This window comes from Klebsiella variicola (genome assembly GCF_000828055.2).
Lineage (GTDB): Bacteria > Pseudomonadota > Gammaproteobacteria > Enterobacterales > Enterobacteriaceae > Klebsiella > Klebsiella variicola.
Map to the genome: position 1 here is coordinate 4953586 of NZ_CP010523.2, position 24113 is coordinate 4977698.

Annotated in this window: 25 protein-coding genes and 1 pseudogene; 6 read left to right on the forward strand and 20 right to left on the reverse strand. The window is 58.2% G+C overall.

The window, feature by feature from the left end:
- Positions 1–13: 13 nt before the first annotated feature.
- From SP68_RS23120 to SP68_RS23165, 10 genes are all read right to left on the reverse strand, one after another.
- Positions 14–1924 carry a BglG family transcription antiterminator gene (locus SP68_RS23120; RefSeq protein ID WP_040972602.1) on the reverse strand — a complete coding sequence of 637 codons (1911 nt, stop codon included), beginning with the start codon at positions 1922–1924 and terminating at the stop codon, positions 14–16.
- Positions 1925–1946: 22 nt separating this feature from the next.
- Positions 1947–3101 (reverse strand): lactonase family protein, encoded by a 1155-nt coding sequence (locus SP68_RS23125; protein WP_012543086.1) that lies wholly within the window; start codon positions 3099–3101, stop codon positions 1947–1949.
- Between the two features lie 125 nt (positions 3102–3226).
- Positions 3227–3967, reverse strand: a complete 741-nt coding sequence (dagF, locus tag SP68_RS23130; protein WP_008807137.1) for a 2-dehydro-3-deoxy-phosphogluconate aldolase — start codon at positions 3965–3967, stop codon at positions 3227–3229.
- Complete coding sequence (locus SP68_RS23135) at positions 3964–5082, reverse strand: DgaE family pyridoxal phosphate-dependent ammonia lyase (RefSeq protein WP_016160167.1); 1119 nt, start codon at positions 5080–5082, stop codon at positions 3964–3966. The genes dagF and SP68_RS23135 overlap by 4 nt, the downstream gene beginning before the upstream one ends.
- Positions 5066–6199, reverse strand: coding sequence for an amidohydrolase/deacetylase family metallohydrolase (locus SP68_RS23140; RefSeq protein ID WP_012969089.1), 1134 nt, complete (start codon positions 6197–6199; stop codon positions 5066–5068). The genes SP68_RS23135 and SP68_RS23140 overlap by 17 nt, the downstream gene beginning before the upstream one ends.
- Before the next feature lie 113 nt (positions 6200–6312).
- The gene (locus SP68_RS23145; protein ID WP_040972599.1) at positions 6313–6957 is read right to left on the reverse strand and encodes a DUF4310 family protein; all 645 of its coding nucleotides are present in this window, start codon (positions 6955–6957) and stop codon (positions 6313–6315) included.
- A 13-nt stretch (positions 6958–6970) separates the two neighbouring features.
- Positions 6971–7747, reverse strand: a complete 777-nt coding sequence (locus SP68_RS23150) for a DUF4311 domain-containing protein (protein WP_002886897.1) — start codon at positions 7745–7747, stop codon at positions 6971–6973.
- Positions 7748–7768: 21 nt separating this feature from the next.
- Positions 7769–8068: a DUF4312 family protein gene (locus SP68_RS23155; RefSeq protein ID WP_004206503.1), complete on the reverse strand. Its 300-nt coding sequence runs from the start codon at positions 8066–8068 to the stop codon at positions 7769–7771.
- A gap of 2 nt (positions 8069–8070) precedes the next feature.
- Positions 8071–8433 (reverse strand): SFCGS family glycine-rich protein, encoded by a 363-nt coding sequence (locus SP68_RS23160; RefSeq protein ID WP_004206501.1) that lies wholly within the window; start codon positions 8431–8433, stop codon positions 8071–8073.
- Positions 8434–8443: 10 nt separating this feature from the next.
- Positions 8444–8782 (reverse strand): PRD domain-containing protein, encoded by a 339-nt coding sequence (locus SP68_RS23165; protein ID WP_008807140.1) that lies wholly within the window; start codon positions 8780–8782, stop codon positions 8444–8446.
- Positions 8783–8885: 103 nt separating this feature from the next.
- Here SP68_RS23165 and SP68_RS28655 point away from each other — a divergent pair, with 103 nt between their 5' ends.
- Positions 8886–9017 carry a hypothetical protein gene (locus SP68_RS28655; protein WP_012543089.1) on the forward strand — a complete coding sequence of 44 codons (132 nt, stop codon included), beginning with the start codon at positions 8886–8888 and terminating at the stop codon, positions 9015–9017.
- A gap of 54 nt (positions 9018–9071) precedes the next feature.
- Here SP68_RS28655 and cybC read toward each other — a convergent pair whose 3' ends face one another.
- On the reverse strand, positions 9072–9458 hold the full coding sequence (gene cybC / locus SP68_RS23170; protein WP_002886893.1) for a cytochrome b562: 387 nt from the start codon (positions 9456–9458) through the stop codon (positions 9072–9074).
- A gap of 36 nt (positions 9459–9494) precedes the next feature.
- Positions 9495–10847: a metalloprotease PmbA gene (gene pmbA / locus SP68_RS23175; protein ID WP_008807141.1), complete on the reverse strand. Its 1353-nt coding sequence runs from the start codon at positions 10845–10847 to the stop codon at positions 9495–9497.
- Positions 10848–10942: 95 nt separating this feature from the next.
- Here pmbA and yjgA point away from each other — a divergent pair, with 95 nt between their 5' ends.
- Positions 10943–11494, forward strand: coding sequence for a ribosome biogenesis factor YjgA (gene yjgA / locus SP68_RS23180; protein WP_004177664.1), 552 nt, complete (start codon positions 10943–10945; stop codon positions 11492–11494).
- 588 nt (positions 11495–12082) lie between these two features.
- Here yjgA and SP68_RS28660 read toward each other — a convergent pair.
- Positions 12083–12198, reverse strand: a pseudogene (locus tag SP68_RS28660) (hypothetical protein).
- Positions 12199–12382: 184 nt separating this feature from the next.
- Between SP68_RS28660 and SP68_RS23185 the strand changes: the two are divergent.
- Complete coding sequence (locus SP68_RS23185) at positions 12383–13591, forward strand: aldose 1-epimerase family protein (RefSeq protein WP_023323523.1); 1209 nt, start codon at positions 12383–12385, stop codon at positions 13589–13591.
- Between the two features lie 47 nt (positions 13592–13638).
- Here the strand turns inward: SP68_RS23185 and SP68_RS23190 are convergent, their stop codons facing one another.
- Positions 13639–14166 (reverse strand): GNAT family N-acetyltransferase, encoded by a 528-nt coding sequence (locus SP68_RS23190; RefSeq protein WP_008807143.1) that lies wholly within the window; start codon positions 14164–14166, stop codon positions 13639–13641.
- Between the two features lie 68 nt (positions 14167–14234).
- Positions 14235–15608 (reverse strand): UDP-N-acetylmuramate:L-alanyl-gamma-D-glutamyl-meso-diaminopimelate ligase, encoded by a 1374-nt coding sequence (gene mpl, locus SP68_RS23195; protein WP_023296931.1) that lies wholly within the window; start codon positions 15606–15608, stop codon positions 14235–14237.
- A gap of 175 nt (positions 15609–15783) precedes the next feature.
- Here mpl and fbp point away from each other — a divergent pair, with 175 nt between their 5' ends.
- Complete coding sequence (gene fbp, locus SP68_RS23200; protein ID WP_008807144.1) at positions 15784–16782, forward strand: class 1 fructose-bisphosphatase; 999 nt, start codon at positions 15784–15786, stop codon at positions 16780–16782.
- Positions 16783–16824: 42 nt separating this feature from the next.
- On the opposite strand, the gene yjfF is transcribed toward fbp, so the two are convergent.
- The 4 genes from yjfF to ytfQ all read right to left on the reverse strand — a co-directional run bounded on the left by yjfF (position 16825) and on the right by ytfQ (position 21428).
- Positions 16825–17823 carry a galactofuranose ABC transporter, permease protein YjfF gene (gene yjfF, locus SP68_RS23205; protein WP_002886825.1) on the reverse strand — a complete coding sequence of 333 codons (999 nt, stop codon included), beginning with the start codon at positions 17821–17823 and terminating at the stop codon, positions 16825–16827.
- On the reverse strand, positions 17810–18835 hold the full coding sequence (ytfT, locus tag SP68_RS23210; protein ID WP_008807145.1) for a galactofuranose ABC transporter, ATP-binding protein YtfT: 1026 nt from the start codon (positions 18833–18835) through the stop codon (positions 17810–17812). Before ytfT ends, yjfF begins: the two co-directional genes overlap by 14 nt.
- A gap of 10 nt (positions 18836–18845) precedes the next feature.
- Complete coding sequence (gene ytfR / locus SP68_RS23215) at positions 18846–20348, reverse strand: galactofuranose ABC transporter, ATP-binding protein YtfR (protein WP_008807146.1); 1503 nt, start codon at positions 20346–20348, stop codon at positions 18846–18848.
- Between the two features lie 123 nt (positions 20349–20471).
- Complete coding sequence (ytfQ, locus tag SP68_RS23220; RefSeq protein WP_008807147.1) at positions 20472–21428, reverse strand: galactofuranose ABC transporter, galactofuranose-binding protein YtfQ; 957 nt, start codon at positions 21426–21428, stop codon at positions 20472–20474.
- Between the two features lie 403 nt (positions 21429–21831).
- Here ytfQ and ppa point away from each other — a divergent pair, with 403 nt between their 5' ends.
- Positions 21832–22362 carry an inorganic diphosphatase gene (gene ppa, locus SP68_RS23225; protein ID WP_002886766.1) on the forward strand — a complete coding sequence of 177 codons (531 nt, stop codon included), beginning with the start codon at positions 21832–21834 and terminating at the stop codon, positions 22360–22362.
- A gap of 74 nt (positions 22363–22436) precedes the next feature.
- Positions 22437–23624: a hypothetical protein gene (locus SP68_RS23230; protein WP_040972587.1), complete on the forward strand. Its 1188-nt coding sequence runs from the start codon at positions 22437–22439 to the stop codon at positions 23622–23624.
- Between the two features lie 143 nt (positions 23625–23767).
- On the opposite strand, the gene SP68_RS23235 is transcribed toward SP68_RS23230, so the two are convergent.
- Positions 23768–24112 (reverse strand): gamma-glutamylcyclotransferase family protein, encoded by a 345-nt coding sequence (locus SP68_RS23235; RefSeq protein ID WP_008807149.1) that lies wholly within the window; start codon positions 24110–24112, stop codon positions 23768–23770.
- Position 24113 lies beyond the last annotated feature (1 nt).

Below are 24113 nucleotides of genomic sequence, written 5' to 3' on the forward strand. Positions count from 1 at the left end.
CTCCGTCAGCCTCTCAAAACCGGCTGACGCACTCCATCGCCACCGTTTTAAACTCATTGAAGCTGCGGGTCGTGGCAAGGCGGCTCATGGCGCGCTCGCGCAGGAAAGTCACGAAAATATCGTAGATCGCCATCGCCTCTTCGTACTCGCGCTTACTGATGGCGAGCAGGAAAATGATATGGGCGGTTTCGTCGCCCCAGGCGATCCCCTGCGGGACGATAACCGTATAAACCACCGTCTTTTTGGCCAGCAGTCCCAGGGAGTGCGGCAGCGCAATGCCATCGCCGAGCATGGTGCTGACAATCGCCTCACGCTCCACCACCGAAGCATGAAACTCGGCGTCAACAAAGCCTTCCTCCAGCAGCTGCTGGCACAGCTCGGCGAACAGCGTTTGCTGATCCATCGGCTTATCGACCACCCGGAAGTGGGCGGCATCGAAGTACTTATTCAGCATCCACGGACGGGTACGGTCCACCAACACCAGCTTGCCAATCTGATCCAGCTGATAGTCGGTGGGAAACGGCGCGATGGTCACCACCGGTTTGTCTTTTTCGCTGATGCGCACCGTGGAGATAACAAAATCCGCCTCGATCGCATCCCGCTGTTCATACTCGCGCTGGGAAATCGTGGCGGCGATCTCCAGCTGCGGATATTTGCGCTGCAGGATCGCTTCGATCATCCGTACCATCGCATTGCTGGTATCGCAGACCAGTAGCACCTGTGGTTGACGCTGGTAGCCAATGTTGTAGTGGCGCTCCAGCCCGACGCCGATATGCAGCACCAGGAAGCCAATTTCGTTTTCGCTGATGGTATAAGGCGTGTACTTCCCCCAGCTGGAGACCGCGGCGAGGGTCATATCCCAGGCCATCGGGTAGTGCTGTTTGATGTTATCCAGCAGCGGATTGGGGATCATGATCTGGTAGCGCACGCGGGTGATCATGGTTTTAATGTGGGTCAGCAGATCGGCGTGCAACTGGGCGTCGTCCAGCAGGTTGTAGTTATACTGGCTGTTGATGTAGCGCAGAATGTAATTGACCAGCGCTTCGTCATCGTCGGCGCTGATGGTTTCCGGGTCGACGTCCTGCACCTGACGGGCGGCGAGATGCACGCACAGCCACTCTTCTTCAGCGGGCGAGAAGGGTTTTCCGGCCAGCCGCTGCAGCTCTCCCGCCAAATCGCGCGCGGCGTCGCGGACGTTTTGCGCCACATCTTCAGCGTTGAAATCGGCCAGCGGATAGCCTTCGCTAACGCGGCGCACCACCACTGCGCCGTACAGGCAGATAAAGCGCTCGCCGACATCAGTGAGGCGAATATGGTGCCGGGTAAGCGTCTCCTGTAGCACCGGCTCCAGCAGCGCAGGGACATCCGCCTCCAGCGCCTCGGCGCCGATCAACGGATTGATACCGCCCTGTTGGGCCAGCTCCCACAGCAGATCGGTCAGGCAGGCGCGAATCGACACCTCGCTACCAAACAGCTTCATGCCGTGGCGAGGGCGGGTTTCAAGGGTAAGCTGATAGCGCTGGAAGCGCTCACGCACCTCGACCATATCATTTTGCAGCGTCGCGCGGCTGACGAACCACTCATCCGCCAGATCTTCCAGCTTGATGGAGAACGCCGACGTCAGGAAGCGCACCAGCAGAAACGTGATGCGATCCTGGGCGGTTCGCGGCACGTGCTGCGTCTTCGGCGCCGTCTCCTCCAGCGCCTGAAAGCTCGCCGGGTTATCAATTTTCAGTTGATAACCGCTGCCGCGGTTGAGGATAAACTGCGCGCCATACTGCGCCAGCAGCGCATTCAGGGCGGTAATATCGGCGCGCACGGTACGGGTGGAAACCGACAGGCGTTGCGCCAGCTCATCCTGCGGCAGCGTTTCATTTCGCAGCAGGGTGAAGAGTTGCGCTAAGCGTTGGTTGGGAAATCGCATGTCAGTTCCTTGTGGTTACGGCTCAGGGTTGGGCGGATATCACCATCTGCGATGGGCTACCAACCGGCGTGTAGTCGGAGGCAAAGGTTAATTTGCCATCCTTCGGCGCCACGCTGAAGCGGGTAATATTATCGCTACGCTGGTTCATGACGTACAGCCACTGCCCCTGATTATCCAGGGTCAGCGTACGGGGGTAATCCCCACGCGTCCAGATATCCTCCTGGTGGCTCAGGCGGCCGTCGGCCTGCACCGTAAAGTGGGCGATGCTGTTATGCAGGCGGTTGGCGACATACAGCTGCTTACCATCGTTGCTCAGCGCCAGACCGGCGGCAAAGCTGGTGCCCTTATACTCTTTCGGCAGCGCGGAGACGGTTTTGCCTTCGCGCAGCAAGCCGCTTTGCTTATCCAGATGATAGAAAGTCAGCGTCGACGCTTCTTCGTTGATCAGCCACAGGCCGTCGCCCTTTGGCGTAAAGACGAAGTGGCGTGGGCCGGCGCCCGGCGACGAAGCGGCGATGAACGGCGGATCGTTCGGCGTCAGCTTGCCGCTGGCGCTATCCAGCCGGTACTGATAGATCCGATCCAGCCCCAGATCGGTGGAATAAACAAATTTCCCGCTGGGATCGGCGGCGATCATATGGGCGTGCGGGCCATTGTGATCGCTGATGGCGAAGCTGCCCTCGACGGCCGCCGCCGGGCGTTCGGCGCCTGCCGGGCCTTCATCCTGATGCCTGTCCACTGCCTCGCCCAGGCTACCATCTTCTTTCACCGGTAGCACGGCGATACTCCCGCTGACGTAGTTGGCCACCAGCAGATGTTTACCATCCGGCGTCAGGGAGAGATACACCGGCCCGGCGCCGCCGGAGGCAACCTGGCTGAGCGCGGTCAGCTCGCCATTCTTCTCAATGCGCCACGCCTGCACGACGCCTTTTTCGACTTCACTGGCGGCATACAGCGTTTTGCCATCGCGCGACACGGTCAGCTGCGCGACGTTTGGCAACGCGCTCACCAGCGCCCTGTCACGCAGCGCGCCGGTGTTGGCATCGACGGTAAAGCGGTACAGACCTTCGCCATTGGGATTATAGGTACCTACCCAGGCATAGTGGGTTTGCGCGGCGCCCGCGGCGGCGGCAAACAGGGACAGTGAAGCGACAAGCAGATGACGAGCGACAGGCATAGCAACTCCTTGATGGTTCGGTGGGATAAGTTGCCTCTCACCCCGGCCCTCTCCCAAAGGGAGAGGGAGAAAACCAGATGGTTCCCTCTCCCTCCGGGAGAAAGTTAGGATGAGCGGCAATAGCACTACTTCACTAACTGTTTAGTCATCTCCAGCAGCTGGCGCACATCGGCCGGGCGGGTGTTGCCGCTGGCTTTATCGATAATCGAGCTGTAGATATGCGGGATGATTTTGCTCACCCCGGCATCGAGAGCGATTTTCAGGATCTCGCTGTAGTTGTCCAGATCGATACCGCCGGTCGGTTCCAGCCAGAAATCGTGCGCAGCGCAGGCTTTGGCGACGGCTTCGAATTCGGCGCGGTGCTTCAGGCCGCCCATCGGGAAGTATTTGATGGAGCTGCCGCCCATGTCTTTCAGCAGCGCGATGGCGGTTTCCAGCGGCACAATGCCATCCGCCGCGCCGCTGCTCAGCGGGCCGGTGGAGATCTTCACCATTCCCGGCGTACCGGTCGGCGAGACCAGGCCATTCACCACGGTCTCATTCTGCCCGAGCAGCGCGCGGCTGGTAGCCACGCCGGTGAAGACCTGGTTGACGTGCTGCGGCTGCACCTGGCGAGAAATCTCGCTCACCATCGCCGACTGGTTTGGATCGCCTGCGCCCAGCCCGACGGAGAGCGCGTTATCAATAAGCTTCGCGTAGTCACGCATATCGGCCACCGCGCTGGCGACATCCGGATAGTTTTTGGAGAGCACGCCGACCAGGACATGACCTTCCGCCGCGTCGTAAATTTCGCGGGCGTTGTCTTTGCTGCCCGCCAGGACGTTCAGGCACACGCGATCACGGTAAAAGTTTGGGGTCAGTTTCATGCTTGTTTCTCCTTGTTCAGCACTTCCGCGATGCGGCGAGCAACCACCGCCAGCTGCTGCGCGTTCACGCTGCGGACATCGGCTTCGATAATGCCTTCATTCGCTTTATAGCCGCGGAAGTAGATGGCGTATTCGCCCTGCTTCAGCGCGTTAACCAGATCGCCGGTCTTCACGCCGGTCACCGCTTCGTTGAATTTGATTTCGGCGCGGGCGATATCGCGACCCGCGCTATCCCACACCACCCGGGCGGTCACGCCGTTAAGCGTGTTGAGCTGTTCGATAAACGGCGTCATCTTCGCCACCATCTGCTCGCCGCTCTCTTTGCTCGCCGTCAGGTAGTGTTCAATGGCGCAGGTCAGGCCAAGAATGCCCTCTTTACCCACTTTCATCGCCCGGCCAATCCCCATCGACTGGCGTTTAACCCACTCGACGTACTGCGTTTTGCCGATCACCAGCCCGCTGGTCGGCCCTTCAATGGCTTTTGCGCCGCTGTAGATCACCAGGTCGGCGCCCATGCGGTAGTAGCACTGCAGATCTTCTTCCGCCGCCGCATCGACAATCAGCGGCAAGCCATGCTGGCGCGCCACTTCCGCAGCCTGCGCGACGTTGAGCATGCTTTTCTGTACGCAGTGGTGGGATTTGATGTACAGGATCGCCGCGGTGCGCGGGGTGATTGCCGCCGCCAGCTGTTGGGCGGAACATTCGTTGGCGTAGCCCGCTTCCACCAGCTTACCGCCGCCCAGCGCCACCATGGTGCCAACCGGCGCGCCGAAGTTGACGTTGTGGCCCTTCGGCAACACGATTTCGTTATTCTCAATCGGCGTAACGTGCAGGTTCTCCAGCAGCCAGTCGCTGTCTTTCACCAGCACCGCCGCCACCGACTGGGCAATCCCCGCCGACGCGCAGGAGACAACGGTCGCCCCTTCCACGTCCAGCAACCTGGCAATGTACTCGCCGGTTTTATTCACCAGGTCTTTCATTTCAAAGTACTGGTTCATACCGGCCATCGCGGCTTCCACCACTTCCGGGCGCGGCGTGGAAACGCCCAGCGCCGTCATGCGGCCCGAAGTATTAATCACCTGTTTTAAATGGTATTTCTCAAAAATCGAAGGCATGTTCCGCGCTCCCTTGTTCGGTCAGATAGCCTTTGCCCGCGCGGATCGCGGCCAGCGGCACCAGAATGTTGTCAGCCTGGAGGCTCTCTTTTTCGGCATCCACCAGCAGCGTGGGCCGGTGCTCCAGGCGAAATAGCGTTAAATCGGCGTCGAAGCCCACTTCCAGCCGCCCTTTACGCGACAGGCGCAGCCCCTCGGCGGCGCTGACGGTCACGCAGGCAATGACCTGCGGCAGGGTCATGCCGATGGCGAGGAATTTCGACATCACCAGCGCCAGCGAGCGCACCGGGCCATCGATACGGTTACGGCAGTAAATATCGGAGCTGATGGTGTGCGGCAGAATGCCCAGCGCAATCGCCCGCCGCGCCACTTCAAAGCTGAAGCTGGCGGTGCCGTGCCCAACGTCGAGGCGCACGCCGCGCTGCAGAGCGCGAGTAATCGAGCTACGCAGTTCGCCGGCGGGATTCAGAATGCGGTTCGGCTTGCCGTTATAGCAGTGGGTAATGATGTCGCCGCGGCTCAGCAGATCGGCGATTTCATCGAGGTTCGGCGGGTTATTGCCGATGTGCACCATCAGCGGCAGATCGCCGTTTTCCTGCTGAATGGCCTTGGCGCGCGCCAGCGGCGTAATGCCGTTTTCGCCGACGACGCTGCTGCTCATCCGCGCCTTCAGGCCGACGATAAAATCAGGATGACGCTGCACCGCCTGCTTCACCGCAGCGGCGTCGATATTGGCCATATTCGCCAGTTCATTCTGCGCAATCAGCCCGACGCGCGAGATATTGAGCAACGCATAAACTTCCGTCGCCGCGTTACGGGTCAGTTGATAGAAGTCATCGACGTCGTCGGCGCCGGTGCTGCCGGCATCAATCACGGTGGTGACGCCGGTGGCGATGCCGACGCTGTCCGGCTCATCGTGATAAATCGGCGAATTCGGGTAGCAGTGAACGTGGGAGTCAATCCAGCCGGCGCTGACGTAGCTGTTGCCGTGCAGATCGAGGGTGTTGCGGGAGGGCGCGCTAATCTCGCCCAGCGCCGCGATTTTCCCGTCCTGGATGGCGATATCAGTCAGGGTATCGTCGACGAGGCGCGCACGGCGCAGGAGTAAATCAAACATAGCTATCTCCTGATGAAAAGGGTGAATCTGTTGCCGGATGGCGGCGTACCGCCTTATCCGGCCTACCAATCGCGCTGACGTGTAGGCCCGATAAGCGCAGCGCCATCGGGCGATTAGCTAATCGCCACCGGGAAGATGGAGCCGAGGATCATCGCGCCGAGGATGGCGCCGCCGGTGATCGGTTTCTGCCAGATGTAGAACAGCAGTGCGCCAACCAGCGAGCCAATCCCGATAGGAATCGAGGCGGTCATCGCGCTGAGGATAATCAAGGGACCGAGGAAGCGGCCGGAGGCATTACCGGCCCCCATCATCACGTCGGCGCCGTAAGTGGAATCGCTCTGGTTAATGGTGAACTTACGCGCCAGAATGATGATGTAACCCACTGCCAGACCAAGGACCAGGCCGGTGACCAGCGAGGCGGCGAAGTTCGCCACCGGGAAGACAAAGCCCGCGCCGAGCAGCAGCGCCGGTACGCCAAGACCGATACCGGTCTGTATCGCTCCGCCGATATCGAGGATCCCCACCAGCGACCCTTCGATGATGCGGGCGAACAGGAAGCTGGCGCCAAACGCCGCCACCGCGCCGTAAACGCCGCTATCAATCCCCGACTTCAGCATGGCCACGAAGGCCACTTCGTTAAAGGCGCCGATGCCGTACAGGTAGTACATGTGCGTCCCGGCGAAGACGCCGGAGGAGAGCAGGCCAACAAAGATCGGGAACGACCAGTCGGCATACCAAAAACCTTTATTCTGTTCCATTATCAGGCTCCCGTTACTTGCCGCTGAGTGAGTTGTGGATCATGTCCAGCCAGTTCGGCACGGTCAGATGGAAGGATTCGATCATCTTCATGTCGAAGCCGCGGAAGAAGCCGCTGAGGACAAACAGCGCGACGATGGCCACCATCATCACTTTAGTCACCCGGTTCCAGCCGCTCTCTTCGACGCCTTTACCGATCAGGATCCCCAGCACCAGACCCGGTACGGCGTTACCCATAATCAGCTGCGCGGCGCCGCCGAAAATCGTCGCCCAGAAGCCTGATTTCTTACCGGCATCGATAGCCGCCAGCCAGAAGATCACCGGCATCACGGTGTTCACCAGCAGGTTTGCCGCCGGCACCAGGACCTTAACCGCGGTCACCTGCAGCGCTTCCGGTACGGACGAGGCGGTGAGGTTGAGGAAGGCGACGACAATCATGCCGATGATGCCGCAGGAGATGGCCATTTTTTTCGGATCGTGCAGCGTTTCGCCGACGTTACGATTTTTCAGCATCAGCGCCGCCGCGCCCCAGTTGGGGATAATGCGGTGGTCAACATCCTGGGTGAAGGAGCCTGCTGCCACGGAAGAGGCCCAGGCGTTAAAGAAGAAACCGAGGCCAAAGGAGAAGTGGGAAGCCGGATCGCCTTCGCAGGAATTCAGCTCGCCCAGGGTTCGAAACGCCCCCATCCCCTGGGTGGTAGGGGCGTGAAACATGCGTGCCGCTCCGGCGCCCACGCCGACGCCGACCAGGCCGCCGATGATGAGCGATTTTATTAAAATTATCAGGAACATAGTCAGACCCTTTGCTAACAATCAGGTTTGCGTGACGAAATCCACTTTATCGAGATCGATGGCGGTCACGTTGACGGTGACGTCCAGCTCCACGCTGTAGGTCCGTCGTTCACGGCGCAAAAAGAAGAACAGGAAGGCCTCTTTTCGTACCGCTTCGCGCGCATGAACAACCGTCACGTCCTGTGGCTCAATACGCAGCAGAATGTGCGATGAGGTTTTCATCACCGCAGCCTGCACATGGTTCAGGGCATCGGCGAAGGCCCGTGATTTGCTTTCGCCTTTGCCGGCAACCCTCACCGTGGTGGTGAATTGCTCTTTCATACTTATGCGCCGTATTTCTTTTTCCAGGCTTCTACCAGGCGCTCGCCCAGCTCTTCTTTATCCATAAAGCCGAAGCCCAGCACGTTGCACCCTTCGTTGATGGCAGTGACGCCCTCTTCCACCGAACGCATGCCATATTTCGCTTTGTAGCCGTATTTGGTCTGGGCGGTGATGGCCCCGGCGCCGCCGCTGCCGCAGAAGGAGATGCCGAAGGTAGCGTTTTCCGCTTTCATCATGTCGCCAAGCTTCATATCGGCAGCAACGCCAGGGACGACCACAGCACGTGCGCCCGCTTTCTCAGCGCCTGCAGCGACTTTTTGGCCTTTACCCAGACGGTCGCCAATGACTACGGTGATTTGTTCCATGTTTTGCTCCTTACAGGTTTTCTTTTGCGACTTCGAAATGGACGGACAGCAGCCAGGCCTCTTCATCGGGCAGGTTGCCGAACTGCGCGACCACTTCGCGGGCCAGCGTCATTGAATCTGGTGAAATCTCTTCGAACAGGCTGGCATCCACTTCCGGCAGCGGTTCACCACTGATTGACCGGTGGGCCATGGCCCGCACGTGGGAAGTCAGCATTTGCTCCTGAACGTCGTTAGGGACGATGCCGTGACGGTTTAACAAGGCGTAAACCTGCTGCAGCATCTTGTCAGCCAGCCGTTCGGTCTGCGCTGCCTGCTCCCCTTCGTCGTGTATTACCGCTCCGTTATTCACTTCTGATACCCCGCTGATGTCTCTGGAAATCAAGGTAGCGCCGGGGGATGGGAGTTTGTAGCGAGTTGTTTTCCACTTCGAAGTGGAAAGGGAGACGGCAGGCGTGATCGACCCCACATATTCACAGGGAAAAGGCAAAAACGACGGCTATGACGTGAGATGTATCACAACAATGAGCGTGGACAAGGCGCCCGCGGCAGCGGAAAGGCCGGAAAAAGAGAGTGGAAAAATGTGATATCGGTAGGCTTTCAGGCGGGAGGCATCGGCTGATGCCTCCCGAAAAGAACGGTTAGCGGTACTTCTTATGGTAGGTGTTGCGGGTGGTTTTAAACTCCTCCGCGGCGGCCTGCGCCTCTTTCACCTTGCCTTCGTTCGCCAGCTTCAGCGCACCGTCGATCTGGCCGATCAGAATATCCAGACCATGACGGTAATCTTTCATCTCAGCGCTGTCGGCCGCTTTGCCTTCCAGCTTCGGCGGGGTCTCTTTCTGGGCATCGACCGCGGCGGTACGCATCTTATTCAGCGCCGCTTTCAGCTCGCCGGCGTCGGAGGTCTTCTGTACCACTTGCAGGTTTTCTGCCAGAGTGTCCATGTCTTCGCCCAGGTCGGCGAAGGCCGACGCTGAACCGAGCGCAAAAGCAGAGACAGCCAGCATCGCTAACAGTTTTTTACGCATTGCTCACTTCCTTTTTATTATTTAAGCAAACAGGTGTTATTGCCCGGCGATTTTCATCTCCGGCAGCAGCACAGAACCGCACTGAATGTTGCTGCGCGTTTCAATATCATCGCCAATGGTCACGATATTACGCCACATTTCTTTCAGATTTCCTGCAATGGTGATCTCACTGACAGGATATTGAATTTCGCCGTTTTCTACCCAGAAGCCGGATGCGCCGCGTGAGTAGTCGCCGGTGACGCCACTGACACCCTGCCCCATCAGTTCGGTAACCACAAGACCGGTGCCCATCTCTTTAAGCATCTTTGCAAAACTCAGGCCGCGGCCGTTAATGCGCCAGTTGTGGATGCCCCCGGCGTGGCCGGTGCTTTTCATCCCCAGCTTACGCGCCGAGTAGTTGGTCAGCAGCCACTGGGTCAGCACGCCGTCTTTGATGATGTCACGACGCTCAGTGCGCACGCCTTCGCTGTCGAACGGCGTGGAGGCCAGCCCTTTCAGCAGGTGAGGATGCTCTTCGATGGTCAGCCACTCTGGCAAAATTTGTTTGCCCAGCGAATCGAGCAGGAAGGTGGATTTGCGGTATACCGAACCACCGGCAATCGCTCCGACCAGGTGGCCAAACAGCCCGGTCGCCACTTCGTTGGCGAAAATAACCGGCGCCTTCATGGTCGATAGCTTACGCGGCGCCAGACGCGACAGGGTGCGGCGAGCGCACTCTTCCCCGACCCATTCCGGGGACTGCAGATCCTCGATCGCCCGGCCAATGGTGTAGGCGTAGTCGCGCTCCATATCGCCATCATCTTCCGCGATGACGCAGCTGGAGAGCGAATGGCGAGTCGAGCAGTAACTTTGCAGCATGCCGTGACTGTTACCGAACACTTTGATGCCGTAGTGGCTGTTAAAGCTGCCGCCTTCGGTGTTGGTGATGCGTTTATCGGCCTTCAGCGCCGCTTGCTCCGCGCGGGCGGCCAGTTCGATGGCTTCGTCCGGGGAGACCTCCGCCGGGTGGAACAGGTCCAGATCCGGGGCGTCAAAGGCCAGCAGCTCTTTATCGGCCACACCGGCAAACGGATCCGGGGAGGTGTAGCGCGCAATATCCAGCGCCGCCTGTACGGTGCGGGCGATGGCGTCCGGGCTAAGATCGGTGGAAGAGGCGCTGCCCTTGCGGTTCTGATGGTAAACCGTAATGCCTAACGCCCCATCGCTATTGAATTCTACATTCTCCACTTCGCCATAGCGGGTGCTGACGCCGATGCCCGTCGTTTTGCTGACGGAGACTTCCGCACCGTCAGATTTACCTGCCGCCAGTTCCAGTGCCGTGGTAACGGCTTCTTCCAGCGTCTTACGCTGCTGTGCAACTTGAGAGATGACTTTCATTGCTAATGCCATAATGTAAGAAGGAGTTAACTGAAGTCTAACAGAGAACCGTTTTTCAGTGCGCGCCTTAACTGGTAACATTAGCCTCTTTTTTTAAGGAGCCTGAGATGACAAAGCAGCCCGAAGACTGGCTCGACGACGTGCCCGGTGATGACGTTGAAGATGAAGATGATGAAATCATCTGGGTCAGTAAGAGTGAAATTAAGCGCGACGCGGAAGAACTGAAGCGTCTTGGCGCGGAACTCGTTGACCTGGGGAAAAACGCGCTGGATAAAATTCCGCTGGATACTGACCTGCGCGACGCCATCGAACTCGCCCAGCGAATCAAAAAAGAGGGTCGCCGCCGCCAGCTGCAGCTTATCGGTAAGATGCTGCGCAACCGCGATGTCGATCCGATTCGTCAGGCGCTGGACAAGCTGAAAAACCGTCACAACCAGCAGGTTGCGCTGTTCCACAAGCTGGAGCAGATCCGCGACCGACTGATTGACGATGGGGATGACGCTGTCGCTGAAGTGCTGAACCTGTGGCCAGATGCTGACCGTCAGCAGCTGCGTTCGCTGATCCGCAATGCGAAGAAAGAGAAAGAAGGCAACAAGCCGCCGAAATCGGCGCGCCTGATCTTCCAGTATCTGCGTGAACTGGCGGAAAACGAAGGCTAAGTCCCGCTGTTTTTGCCCGCAATATTCTCCCGGATGGCGGCGCGTTGCGCCTTATCCGGGCTACGGAGCCCTGTATATCAACCGGTTACTCTGTTTCGTAGGCCCGCGCAAGCACAGCGCCGCCGGGCAACCTGTACCAGACTCCGTTCCCGTCGTTGTGCCGGATGACGGCTAACGCCTTATCCGGCCTACAGAGCCCTGTATATCAACCGGTTAATCTGTTTCGTAGGCCCGCGCAAGCGCAGCGCCGCCGGGCAATCTGTACCAGACTCCGTTCCCGTCGTTGTGCCGGATGGCGGCTAACGCCTTATTCGGCCTACAGAGCCCTGTATATCAACCGGTTACTCTGTTTCGTAGGCCCGCGCAAGCGCAGCGCCGCCGGGCAAGCTGTACCATGCTCCGTTCCCGTCGTTGTGCCGGATGGCGGCTACGCCTTATCTGGCCTACGGAGCTCTATATATCAACCGGTTACTCTGTTTCGTAGGCCCGCGCAAGCGCAGCGCCGCCGGGCAATCTGTACCAGACTCCGTTCCCGTCATTGTGCCGGATGGCGGCTAACGCCTTATCCGGCCTACCTTCACCCCAGTTCTAAGGCTTGCGCCAGCAGGGGGATTCCCGTCGCATCGGATGAGTCCCCTCATCCGCACGACGATACATTTGTTTTTTGCCTTGTTGCCAAGCTGAATCGTTAAAGCTAAAAACAATATAGATCACATATCCTGGTGATAAATACGCATTACTTAGCAAAATAATACGACTTTCATCTCATTTAACATCATAAAAACGGCCACTTTCTCACCAGGTGAGGCGCTTCACATTTTAATCACCCCCATGCCGGTAGATTTCACACGTCAATGACACAATCGATTCAGCAAAAAGGGAATAAAAATGAAAAAGACATTGGTTCTGACGACGATCGCCCTGCTGGTTTCTGGCTCAGCCGCGGCAAAAACATGGGTGCTGACGAACGCTGAAGAGGGCATGGATAAAGGAAACTGGCAGATCAGCAGCGATCAGCTGAAGGTAAAAGACCATGCGTTCAGCATTGAGCAAAAAGTCCTGCACGGCGGTAAGCAGGAAGGCAGCAAAATCCTCACCATTCACAGTAAAGACGGCCTGACCATCACTCTCAGCCCAACCCGTGGCATGAACTTACTGCGTATTGAGGGTTTCGGCAGCCGGATGGGCTGGGATTCGCCGGTTAAAGAGGTCGTCAACCCGGCGTTTATCAACCTGGAAAGCCGCAATGGACTCGGCTGGCTGGAAGGATTCAACGAGATGATGGTCCGCTGCGGCTATGAATGGACCGGCCATCCGGTGACCGCGGACGGGCAGATTTATACCCTGCACGGCAAGGCGGGCAACACGCCGGCCTCGCGGGTAGAAGTCGAGGTGGCTGACAGCGCGCCGTATGAAATCCGCATCCGCGGCCTGGTGAAAGAGAGCACCTTCAAAAAAGCCGATCTGCAGACCCTGACCGAACTGCGCTACGTGCCGGGCAGCAACAGCTTCAGCCTGCATGATGTCTTAACCAACCATGCTGACTATCCGCATGATTATCAGATTATCTACCACAGCAACTTCGGCACCCCGATTCTGGAAGAAGGCGCGCGCTTCCTCGCCCCGATGTCCAGCATCAGCCCGTTCAATGATTACGCGAAGAGCGGGTTAAAAACCTGGCAGACCTATCAGGGACCGACCAAAGATTTTGACGAGATGGTATTTAATATTCAGCCGCTGGCCGATGAAAATCACCAGACCCTGGCCGCGGTGGTCAACAAAGCGGGCGATAAAGGGGCCTCCATTCAGTTTGATACCCGTCAGCTGCCGGTCCTGACGCTATGGAAAAATACCGACACCATCAAACAGGGCTACGTCACCGGTATCGAACCGGGCACCAGCTACGCCTATCCGGTCACCATTGAACGCGAACAAAAACGCGTGAAGCAGCTGCAGCCGGGCGCCAGCGCGCAGTTTGATCTGACCTACACCCTGCTGCACGACAGCGCCCAGGTGGCCGCCGTTGAGCAGAAAATCGCGCAGATTCAGGGCGACAATAAAGTCGCGGAGAACGAGACGCCAATCGCCAAAGAGTAAGGTTGGAACCAGTGAATTCCCGGAGCGGGGCGACGCACCGTTCCGGGCTACTCCCGCCCCATCACCTCGCGCCCGAGATCCCGGGCAAACTGCTGGTACTGTCGCTCATCGATCGGCTGCGGGTAGCTCAGTACCAGCAGCTCATGATCCGCGATGCCCTGATGATAGCTCGGGTGATGATGCGCCCACGCATTGGCATGAAACCCCATCGACTGATAAAAGCGCAGCCGTTTATGAGCGATTGCCGTGGTTAGCGGATCGATTTCCAGAATGGTCAGCGGCGCGCGCGTCAGGATCTGCGCCAGCAGCTGTTTACCATAGCCGCGGGAGCGCAGCGTATCGTCGATCGCCAGATGTTCGATATAACCGTAGCCGGCAAACTGCCAGCAGCCGCTGAGGCCGATAAATACGCCCTCATCGAACCACGCTTCCAGCGCGTAGCGCGGGTGGCTCAGCGCCTGAAGTTTGGCGTCGCTTTCGCGCTGCTCGTGCCACGGAAAGGCGCGCGCGTAGAGCGCGTCCAGCGTGGCGAAATGGGGCGAGTCGGTAGAACGTAATCTTTCGCAGGTCAGCATGGCACAATCCCTGGTAGCGAAAACAAAACTGCCCTCACACGGAGGGCAGTGATCGGAGGCGTTCGCGCTTATTCTGCCGCGGCCGCTTTTTGCGCCAGCTTATCCAGCAGCTTCTGATGAATGCCACCGAAGCCGCCGTTGCTCATCACCAGGATATGGTCGCCCGGGTGGGCGGTTTTGACCACCATCTCCGCCAGGGTATCGACGTCGGCGCTCCAGTGGGCCGGCTGGACGCAGGCTTCCGCCACTTCCGCCACCTGCCACGGAATATGCTGCGGCTGCAGGAGGAACACTTCATCAGCGCGACCGAGAGACGGCGCCAGATCGTCTTTGCAGACGCCCATTTTCATGGTGTTAGAGCGCGGCTCCAGCACGGCGAGAATGCGCGCGGTGCCGCCCACTTTGCCGCGCAGCGCCTGCAGCGTGGCGAGGATTGCCGTCGGATGATGGGCGAAATCGTCATACACGGTAACGCCGTTGGCTTCGCCGCGCAGCTCCAGGCGACGGCGGGCGTTGATAAAGCTGCCCAGCGCGTTCGCGGCATCCGCCGGCAGCACGCCGACGTGACGCGCCGCGGCAATCGCCATCAGGCCGTTATGCATATTATGCTCGCCGACCAGCGCCCACTTCACTTCACCAACCTTTTCGCCGTCGAGCAGCACTTCCCACTGCGAGGCGTCGGCGTTCAGCTTCTTCGCCTGCCAGTGGCCCTGCTCGCCCACCAGCTCCTGCTCGCTCCAGCAGCCCATCGCCATCACCTGCTTCAGGTTGATGTCGTTCTCCGGCAGGATAATTTTGCCTTTGCCCGGCACGATACGCACCAGATGGTGGAACTGTTTCTGAATCGCCTTCAGGTCGTCAAAGATGTCCGCGTGGTCGAACTCAAGGTTGTTGAGGATCAGCGTCCGCGGGCAGTAGTGAACAAACTTGGAGCGCTTGTCGAAGAAGGCGCAGTCATATTCGTCGGCTTCAATCACAAAGAACGGGCTGTCGCCCAGGCGTGCGGAAACATCAAAGTTCCCCGGTACGCCACCGATCACGAAGCCCGGTTTATAGCCGCAGGCTTCGAGGATCCAGGTCGCCATCCCGGCGGTGGTGGTTTTGCCGTGGGTCCCGGCGACGGCCAGCACCCAGCGATCGCGCAGCACGAAGTCGTGCAGCCACTGCGGGCCGGACATATACGGAATATTGTTTTCCAGCACCGCTTCAACGCACGGGTTGCCGCGAGTCATGGCATTACCGATGATCACCAGATCCGGCCGGGGATCCAGCTGGCTGGGGTCATAACCCTGAATTAAATCAATCCCCTGGTTTTCCAGCAGGGTGCTCATCGGCGGATAGACGTTAGCATCCGACCCTGTTACCTCATGACCGAGGGAGCGCGCCAGCATGGCCAGGCCCCCCATAAACGTGCCACAGATTCCTAAAATATGAATGCGCATTCGTCATTTCCTTCTCTTATCCGGGGCACATTTTACCCATATCCCGGGCCCTGGCGAAATGCATTTCAGGCGAATCTGTATTTTGCTGGCGCGATTCACCAGTGCGCACTTTTTTGATTCTTTGTTAAGATTGTTGCGTTCGTTTTACTCAACATAAAAATGCAGGGAACGAGTTATGAAAACGTTAGGTGAGTTTATTGTTGAAAAGCAGCACGAGTTCTCCCACGCCACCGGTGAGCTGACTGCTTTGTTGTCAGCAATAAAGTTGGGCGCCAAGATCATCCACCGCGATATCAACAAGGCCGGTCTGGTCGATATCCTGGGTGCCAGCGGTGCTGAAAACGTTCAGGGCGAGGTTCAGCAAAAACTCGATCTGTTCGCTAATGAAAAATTAAAAGCCGCACTGCGAGCACGCGATATTGTTGCCGGGATCGCCTCCGAAGAAGAAGATGAAATTGTCGTCTTCGAAGGGTGTGAACACGCCAAATACGTGGTGCTGATGGACCCTCTGGATGGCTCCTCTAACATCGACGTTAACGTCTCTGTCGGAACGATCTTCTCTATCTACCGCCGCGTCACGCCTGTCGGCACGCCGGTGACAGAAGAAGACTTCCTGCAGCCGGGTAACAGGCAGGTGGCCGCGGGCTATGTGGTCTACGGCTCTTCGACGATGCTGGTATATACCACCGGTTGCGGCGTCCACGCCTTCACCTACGACCCGTCCCTCGGCGTCTTCTGTCTGTGTCAGGAGCGCATGCGCTTCCCGGAGAAGGGCAATACCTACTCCATCAACGAAGGCAACTACATCAAATTCCCGCAGGGCGTGAAGAAGTACATTAAGTACTGCCAGGAAGAGGACAAAGAGACTCAGCGTCCTTATACCTCACGCTATATCGGCTCGCTGGTGGCGGACTTCCACCGTAACCTGCTGAAGGGCGGCATCTACCTGTATCCGAGCACCGCCAGCCACCCGGACGGCAAGCTGCGCCTGCTGTATGAATGCAACCCGATGGCCTTCCTCGCCGAACAGGCGGGCGGTAAGGCCAGCGACGGTAAAGAGCGTATTCTGGATATTATCCCGGAAAGCCTGCACCAGCGCCGCTCCTTCTTTGTCGGTAACAACCACATGGTTGAAGACGTCGAGAACTTCATTAAAGCATTCCCGGACGCCTGATCCCTGCCCTCCCTTCCCGCCTTGCGGGAAGGGAGTTCCCTGTCAGCGACTCCCCGCTCCGCTCACCCGCGTCACCGCCGCATTCTGCCGATTTTCCCACAGCACCGTCAGCCCACGCTGCAGCGCGATAAAGATAAACAGCAAAATACCGATCGCAATTTTCGTCCACCATGAGCTGAGGGTGCCATCGAAGTTGATGTAAGTCTGAATCAGCCCCTGGATCGCCACCCCGAACAGCGTTCCCAGCACGGTGCCAACACCGCCGCTGAGCAGCGTACCGCCGATCACCACCGAGGCAATCGCGTCCAGCTCCACGCCGACGCCCGCCAGCGCATAGCCCGCCTGGGTATAAATGGAAAAGACGATCCCGGCCAGCGTCGCCAGCCCGGTGGAAAGCATATAGATACGGATCGTGGCGCTGCGAGTCGAAATCCCCATTAAATTCGCCGACGTCGCGTTGCCGCCGATGGCATACACCTGGTTGCCAAAGCGGGTGCGATGGGCGACAAAAATACCGGCCACCACCACCAGCAGCATCAATAGCCCCATGGCGCTGAGACGACCGCCGCCGGGGATGGTCCATGCCAGGCCGGACAAGGTGTCGTAGACCGGATGGTTAATCGGAATCGACTCCTCCGACACCAGATAGCTGACGCCGCGCAGGAAGAACATGCCGGCAAGCGTGATGATAAAAGCCGGGATCTTCAGCGCGTCGATAAGCAGCCCCATAAACGCACCGAAGGCGCAGCCCATCACCAGCACCAGCGGAAACGCCACCAGCGGCGATATTCCCCAAAAGCCAATCGCTTTGGCGAGGAAGACGCCGGTAAAAGCGATCACCGACCCCACCGACAGATCGATCCCACCGGAGAGGATCACAAAGGTCATGCCCACGGCGATGATCCCGAGGAAGGCATTATCCGTCAGGATATTGCAGATCACCCGCGTTGAGGCAAAGCCGGGGAACTGCGTCAGGCAGTAGAGATAGCCCAGCACAAACACCGCCAGGGTGATCATCAACGGTAAATTACGTTTTATCATGGCCGCGTACCCCTTTCAGTAAACCGATAAAGCGCGGCGACTGGACAATCAGTACGCACAGCACCACCACCGCTTTCACCACCTGGTTGAGCTCCGGCGGAAAGCCAGAAAGCAAAATGCCAGTATTCATGCCCTGGATAATCAGCGCCCCCACCACCGACAGCAGCAGGTTGAAGCGCCCGCCCATCAGGGAGGCGCCGCCGATGACCACCGCCAGAATGGCGTCCAGTTCGAGCCACAACCCGGCGTTATTCGCATCCGCGCCGCGTATGTCCGCCGCCACGATGATCCCGGCAATCGCTGCGCAGACGCCGCTCAGGACATAGGCCAGCATCACCACGATGCGGGTATTCACACCGGCGTTTTTCGCCGCGCGGATGTTGATCCCTACCGCTTCGATAAACATGCCCAGCGCCGTTTTACGGGTAAACAGCCAGAACAACAGCAGGGTGGCGGCAGCGATGATCACCGGCGTTGGAAACAGCAGAAACGATCCGCTGCCGAGCCATGCCAGGGCCGGGGAATCAAAGGTGACGATCTGTCCGGCGGTGATTAACTGCGCGACCCCGCGCCCGGCCACCATCAGGATCAACGTCGCCACAAAAGGTTGGATCTTAAGGATCGCCACGAGGATACCGTTCCACAGCCCGGCCAGCGCACCGGCCCCCAGTGAGGCCAGCACCACCACCGCCAGGCTGTGCCCGGCGACGGTCATCGAGGCGGCCGTCGCGCCGGCAATCGCCATCACCGCCCCCACCGACAGATCGATACCGCCGGTGGCGATCACCAGCGTCATGCCAATGGCCAGCAGCGCCACCGGCGCGGCGCGGTTAAGAATATCGATCGGGCTGCCAAACAGGCGGCCATCCTGGAGCACCACCTGATAAAAATGGGGCGCGACCAGGCTGTCGACCAGCAGCACCAGCAGCAAGGCAATGATCTGCGGGGTGCCCTTCGGCCAGCTGAAGCGTCGCTTCTCCGGGCCGGTTTGCGAAAGAGATCGAGGCATCATGAGTTACTCCTTATGCCGCAATAGCGTTCATGATCGCCGGTACAGAGAGCTCGGCGAGCGGGATCTCCGCCACCTGTCGGCGATCGCGCATGATAATGACCCGATCGGCGTAACCCACCAGCTCCTCCAGTTCAGAGGAGATAACCAGCAGCGCCAGACCATCGGCGCAGAGGGTTTCAATCAGGCGAATAATTTCCGCATGGGCGCCGACGTCGATGCCGCGGGTCGGCTCATCGAGGATCAGGAACTGCGGTTTGGTCAGTAACCAGCGGGAGAGCAGTACCTTCTGCTGGTTGCCGCCGGAGAGAAACTCGATCGGCTGCTCCGCGCTCGGGGTACGGATCCCCAGCTGGCGAATAAAGCGCTCGGCGATCTCGTTCTGTTCACGCCGGGGGATCGGCCGCAGCCAGCCGCGCTGCGCCTGCAGGGCAAGGACGATATTTTCCCGCACCGAAGCGGCGGCGATAATGCCGTCGGTTTTGCGATCTTCAGGACAGAAGCCGATCCCGAGGCAGGAAGCCTGATGCGGGGAGCGCAGGGTCTGCGGTTTGCCTTTGATCCACGCCTTCCCGCTGTCCGCCGTTTTAATACCGAAGATCACCTCGGCGGTTTCCGTGCGTCCGGAACCCAGCAGGCCGGCGAGGCCCACAATTTCGCCCGGACGGACCTGCAGGTCGAACGGGGCGATGGTGCCTTTTTTACCGTAGCCTTCAAACGCCGCCACCGGCTTATCGCTCAGCAGGGTACGGCCCGCCCGCTGCAGGGCATTGTGGTCCAGTTCGCGACCCAGCATCATTTTCACCAGCTCAATCTGCGGCAGTTCGCGGGTCTCGCGGCAGCCGACGAAACTGCCGTTGCGCAGCACGGTGATGCGATCGCTGACCGCATAGACCTGGTCGAGAAAATGGGTGACGAAGATCAGACTGACGCCGTTATCCCTGAGCTGGCGCATCAGGGTGAACAGCATCTCCACCTCCTGGGTATCGAGGCTGGCGGTGGGCTCATCGAGGATCAGCACTTTGGCCGACAGGTCGATGGCCCGACAGATAGCGACGATCTGCTGCATCGCCACCGAAAAGCGGTTCAGCGGTTCGCGCACGTCGAGAGAAAAGCCGTAGGAGGCCATCAGCGCCGTCGCCCGTGCCTCCATCTCTTTGCGTCGCAGCAGGCCAAACCGCCGCGGCTCACGGCCGATGAACAGGTTATCCGCCACCGACATATTGGGTAGAAGGTTCACTTCCTGGTAGACGGTACCAATCCCCAGCTGCTGGGCATGGGCGGTATTTTTGGGCGAAATAGCCTGGCCTTCCAGCCAGATGGTGCCGCGATCGGCATGGTAAACGCCGGTAAGCGCTTTGATCAGCGTCGATTTTCCGGCGCCGTTTTCGCCCAACAGGGCCATGATTTCGCCGCGCCGCAGGCTAAAGTTGACGTTATCCAGCGCCTTAACGCCGGGGAAGAATTTACTGAGTCCTTCGGTACGAAGGATCTCCTGGTGTGCCTCGGCGCTCATAATCGATGTCACCTTCAAATGATGTCAGGTTACCCCGGGTCGCGCTGGGCTTCCCGGGGTTACTGGAACGCTGCTTTTTACCCTCTCCCACTGGGGAGAGGGATGGAATGAGGGGCTCCCCACTCAGTAGCCCATATTTTTCTTCTTCTCTAACTCTTCTTTCGCCGTATCCGGCAGATACAGCGTCGATTTGGTAATGGTCAGCTTCTCAGGCAGGGTGCCGTCTTTTTTGTATTTCTCCAGCGCATCAAACGCCGGGCCGGCCATATTTGGCGTCAGTTCGACGCTGGCGTTGGCTTCACCAGCGATCATGGCTTTATAGATATCCGGCACGCCGTCGATGGAGCCCGTGAGGATATCTTTGCCCGGCTTCAGACCCGCCTCTTTAATGGCCTGGATGGCGCCGATTACCATGTCATCGTTATGGGCGAAGACCATGCAGATGTTTTTGCCGTTATTCTCAGCTTTGATAAAGCTCTCCATCACCTCTTTCCCTTTGCTGCGGGTGAAGTCGCCGGACTGAGAGCGGATAATTTTGATATTCGACGCTTTGGCAATCGCGTCGGCGAACCCTTTCTTACGATCGATGGCCACGCTGGCCCCAACGGTGCCCTGCAGTTCAACGACGTTACACGGCTTACCGTCGACGGTTTTCACCAGCCAGTCGCCAATCAGCTGGCCTTCCAGCACGTTGTTGGCGGTCACGGTGGTCATGTAGAGATCTTTATCTTTAACATCAATGGAACGGTCGAGAAGGAAGACCGGGATCTTGGCCTCTTTCGCCTCTTTCAGCACCGGTTCCCAGCCGGTGGCCACCACCGGTGCAATGAAGATCGCGTCGACCCCCTGAGCGATAAAGGAGCGCACTGCTTTGATCTGGTTTTCCTGTTTTTGCTGACCATCAGCGATCTTCAGGGTGATACCGCGCTTGGCGGCCTCCTCTTTCGCGACGCTGGTTTCCGCCGCACGCCAGCCGGATTCAGAACCGACCTGCGAAAAACCTACGGTTAGCGGGGCAGCTATCGCCATAGACGACATAGCTGCGGAAACTGCTGTGACAAGAAGTAAGCGCTTCCACATAAGGGTATCCTCGTAGGGTTATTGTTGGTTAAAGTCTCACCTGCGGACAAACTATAGACAATCGGTGATGTAACTGAATGCGTTACATCACACTTCAAAAAAGTAAATGAGATGTTAATGATAGCCTCGCTGCCCAGCGGAGAGCCGATAAGGCTTCGCAGGGAGCGCGGCTGTTGCGGTTTATGACGTTTTTTTAAGCAGTTTGATAAATCAATCACATGCAATGAAAACGGTTACATAAATTTATTCATGATGTGGCTATGTTTATGGATTTTCATGTCATTATTACGCGAAAAATTCGGAGCACTCCGCGGCGATATCGGGAAAAAGAAGCGAAGACTTTCGATGTGAGTTGGCTATAATACCGAGCACTTGTTTGCCATACATTTTAAAGGAAACAGACATGAGCTTACTCAACGTACCTGCGGGCAAAGATCTGCCGGAAGACATCTACGTCGTGATCGAAATCCCGGCGAACGCAGATCCTATCAAATATGAAGTCGACAAAGAGAGCGGTGCACTGTTCGTTGACCGTTTCATGTCCACAGCAATGTTCTATCCGTGCAACTACGGTTACATCAACCACACCCTGTCCCTGGACGGTGACCCGGTTGACGTGCTGGTCCCGACGCCGTACCCGCTGCAGCCGGGCTCCGTGATCCGCTGCCGTCCGGTTGGCGTTCTGAAGATGACCGACGAATCCGGTGAAGATGCGAAACTGGTTGCCGTACCGCACACCAAGCTGAGCAAAGAATACGATCACATCAACGATGTGAACGATCTGCCGGAACTGCTGAAAGCCCAGATCACTCATTTCTTTGAGCACTACAAAGATCTGGAAAAAGGCAAGTGGGTTAAAGTCGACGGTTGGGACAACGCGGAAGCGGCGAAAGCTGAAATCGTTGCCTCTTTCGAGCGCGCAAAGCAGAAGTAATTCTGTCTCAGGCAGGGTCATCCCCTGCCTGATTGCGGCACGGATAGCCGCGATAACACCATGGAGGGTGTCCCGTGAAAAGCGTTCGCTATTTCACTCTGAACTATACCGGTTTCACCACCGCCGCCTGTGAAAAACAGGGATATCTGCGCCTTATCGCCGGCGAGCATGTCTTTTATACCGATAAACGCTATTTTAACGACCCCGCGCTTTTTGACCGCCTGACGATCAATCAGCCTCTGCACCTTGGCGTCCGCCGTCTGGACAACGGCTGTTACTGGATCCACTGGCTCAGCGATGGCGAAACGCTCCTTGAACCCAGTCAACGGGTAACGCGCTGGGCCCGTCCGCTGCTGATTATCAGCCTGCTGACGCTCATCGTCGCTCTTATCCCGCTCGTGATGAGCACCTCAGAATGGGGAAGGTTCGGCTGCGGCATTATCGCGATCCTGGCCTTCATCGGACTGTTAACAGGGCTCTATGAGCGACTGTTCCACCCGGCGCTAAAACGGCACCCCGCCATGCGCGATCTGCTGGCGAAGATGGCAATGGCCCGCCGCCGCGACTTTTCCTTTTGCCAGCCACTACCCGCAACGGCGAAAGCCCTCCGCCAGACGGCAATGCCTTTTACGCAAGCCCTGCCGGAACGCTATGCCGTCCGGACGGGAAAAATTAGCAATATCGTTTTTAAGAAGTGGTTCGCGGGGAACCCAACGCGGGAATACCATGGCGTTGGGATACAATGCGACACGGCGCCGCTGGCCTTCTGGTGGCAGACAGGCTGCGCCAATTTCGCGCTGCATCCCGTTCTCTATCGTCGTCAGCCACCGTTTATCGCCATTGGCGATCGCCTCGTCGCCGTATACGAGCGCGACAGCCGTGCGATCCACGCGCTATACAATGCCAGCGACGGCGCGGCTTATATAAAAAACCATCCACTCTATCCAGGTCGCCGACAACTGGCGCTGCTCTATTACCTGTTTTACGGCCTCGCGCTGGTGATGTATCTGCTATTTCTCGCTGTTGAACTCATCAGTGCCCTTCAGTCAGGCCGGAGCGTCTGGTGGCAGGTTCAGGATTCACTGGACATGCTGTCCCTATTATTACTCAGTTTCGGCGGGATCCTGGCGGTACTAGAGCTGATTGGCCCGACGGCCTGGTTATTGTCACACCGGGTGGCTGACTGGCGGAAGATGCGCTCGGCGATGCGGCGCTACCTGCAGGGAGTGGCCCGCCATACCGCGCTCGAGGAGATCATGTAATGTTCAGCACCCCCACACGACGATTATTATTTCTCGCGCTGACGACGCTGGCTTCCGCGATGTGGCTGGCGAAGGATCGTCTGCCACTCTGGTAAGGCATGGAGCAGAAAAAACAACGCCACCCGAAGGTGGCGTTGTCGTGGTTAGTACTGGTCGCGATCCAACCAGTTGCCGTTCGCTATCAACGTACATCCCTCAACGGAACGTTGATACACATACATCCATGCGCTGCCGTAAGGCGTCTGAATGAGGTGGCGCGCATACTCGCCCCCCTTCGTGCGTAGCGCATCCAGTTCGGCCAGCGTCGATGCATCAATACGATAAACTTCACCATGTACTGTGCCTTCGCCGGGCACCGCGCCTGGATAGTGGCCCAGGCTGTACAGCTGATAATCGTTGACACTATGAGCGCCCAGCCACTGGGCGTTGGTCATCCAGTGGCTGTTGCCTTGTTTGCGTCGTAAACTGCCGTAAACAAATATTCGCATT

Bases quoted from the DNA above. Each gene is read 5' to 3' on its own strand.
- SP68_RS23120 (WP_040972602.1), bottom strand. From the start codon at position 1,924: ATGCGATTTCCCAACCAACGCTTAGCGCAACTCTTCACCCTGCTGCGA.
- SP68_RS23190 (WP_008807143.1), bottom strand. From the start codon at position 14,166: ATGCTGACCTGCGAAAGATTACGTTCTACCGACTCGCCCCATTTCGCC.
- pmbA (WP_008807141.1), bottom strand. From the start codon at position 10,847: ATGGCATTAGCAATGAAAGTCATCTCTCAAGTTGCACAGCAGCGTAAG.
- ytfQ (WP_008807147.1), bottom strand. From the start codon at position 21,428: ATGTGGAAGCGCTTACTTCTTGTCACAGCAGTTTCCGCAGCTATGTCG.
- cybC (WP_002886893.1), bottom strand. From the start codon at position 9,458: ATGCGTAAAAAACTGTTAGCGATGCTGGCTGTCTCTGCTTTTGCGCTC.
- SP68_RS23145 (WP_040972599.1), bottom strand. From the start codon at position 6,957: ATGGAACAGAATAAAGGTTTTTGGTATGCCGACTGGTCGTTCCCGATC.
- yjgA (WP_004177664.1), top strand. From the start codon at position 10,943: ATGACAAAGCAGCCCGAAGACTGGCTCGACGACGTGCCCGGTGATGAC.
- fbp (WP_008807144.1), top strand. From the start codon at position 15,784: ATGAAAACGTTAGGTGAGTTTATTGTTGAAAAGCAGCACGAGTTCTCC.
- SP68_RS23235 (WP_008807149.1), bottom strand. From the start codon at position 24,112: ATGCGAATATTTGTTTACGGCAGTTTACGACGCAAACAAGGCAACAGC.
- dagF (WP_008807137.1), bottom strand. From the start codon at position 3,967: ATGAAACTGACCCCAAACTTTTACCGTGATCGCGTGTGCCTGAACGTC.
- SP68_RS23150 (WP_002886897.1), bottom strand. From the start codon at position 7,747: ATGTTCCTGATAATTTTAATAAAATCGCTCATCATCGGCGGCCTGGTC.
- SP68_RS23125 (WP_012543086.1), bottom strand. From the start codon at position 3,101: ATGCCTGTCGCTCGTCATCTGCTTGTCGCTTCACTGTCCCTGTTTGCC.
- mpl (WP_023296931.1), bottom strand. From the start codon at position 15,608: ATGCGCATTCATATTTTAGGAATCTGTGGCACGTTTATGGGGGGCCTG.
- ytfR (WP_008807146.1), bottom strand. From the start codon at position 20,348: ATGAGCGCCGAGGCACACCAGGAGATCCTTCGTACCGAAGGACTCAGT.
- SP68_RS23140 (WP_012969089.1), bottom strand. From the start codon at position 6,199: ATGTTTGATTTACTCCTGCGCCGTGCGCGCCTCGTCGACGATACCCTG.
- SP68_RS23160 (WP_004206501.1), bottom strand. From the start codon at position 8,433: ATGGAACAAATCACCGTAGTCATTGGCGACCGTCTGGGTAAAGGCCAA.
- ytfT (WP_008807145.1), bottom strand. From the start codon at position 18,835: ATGATGCCTCGATCTCTTTCGCAAACCGGCCCGGAGAAGCGACGCTTC.
- yjfF (WP_002886825.1), bottom strand. From the start codon at position 17,823: ATGATAAAACGTAATTTACCGTTGATGATCACCCTGGCGGTGTTTGTG.
- ppa (WP_002886766.1), top strand. From the start codon at position 21,832: ATGAGCTTACTCAACGTACCTGCGGGCAAAGATCTGCCGGAAGACATC.
- SP68_RS23135 (WP_016160167.1), bottom strand. From the start codon at position 5,082: ATGCCTTCGATTTTTGAGAAATACCATTTAAAACAGGTGATTAATACT.
- SP68_RS23185 (WP_023323523.1), top strand. From the start codon at position 12,383: ATGAAAAAGACATTGGTTCTGACGACGATCGCCCTGCTGGTTTCTGGC.
- SP68_RS23155 (WP_004206503.1), bottom strand. From the start codon at position 8,068: ATGAAAGAGCAATTCACCACCACGGTGAGGGTTGCCGGCAAAGGCGAA.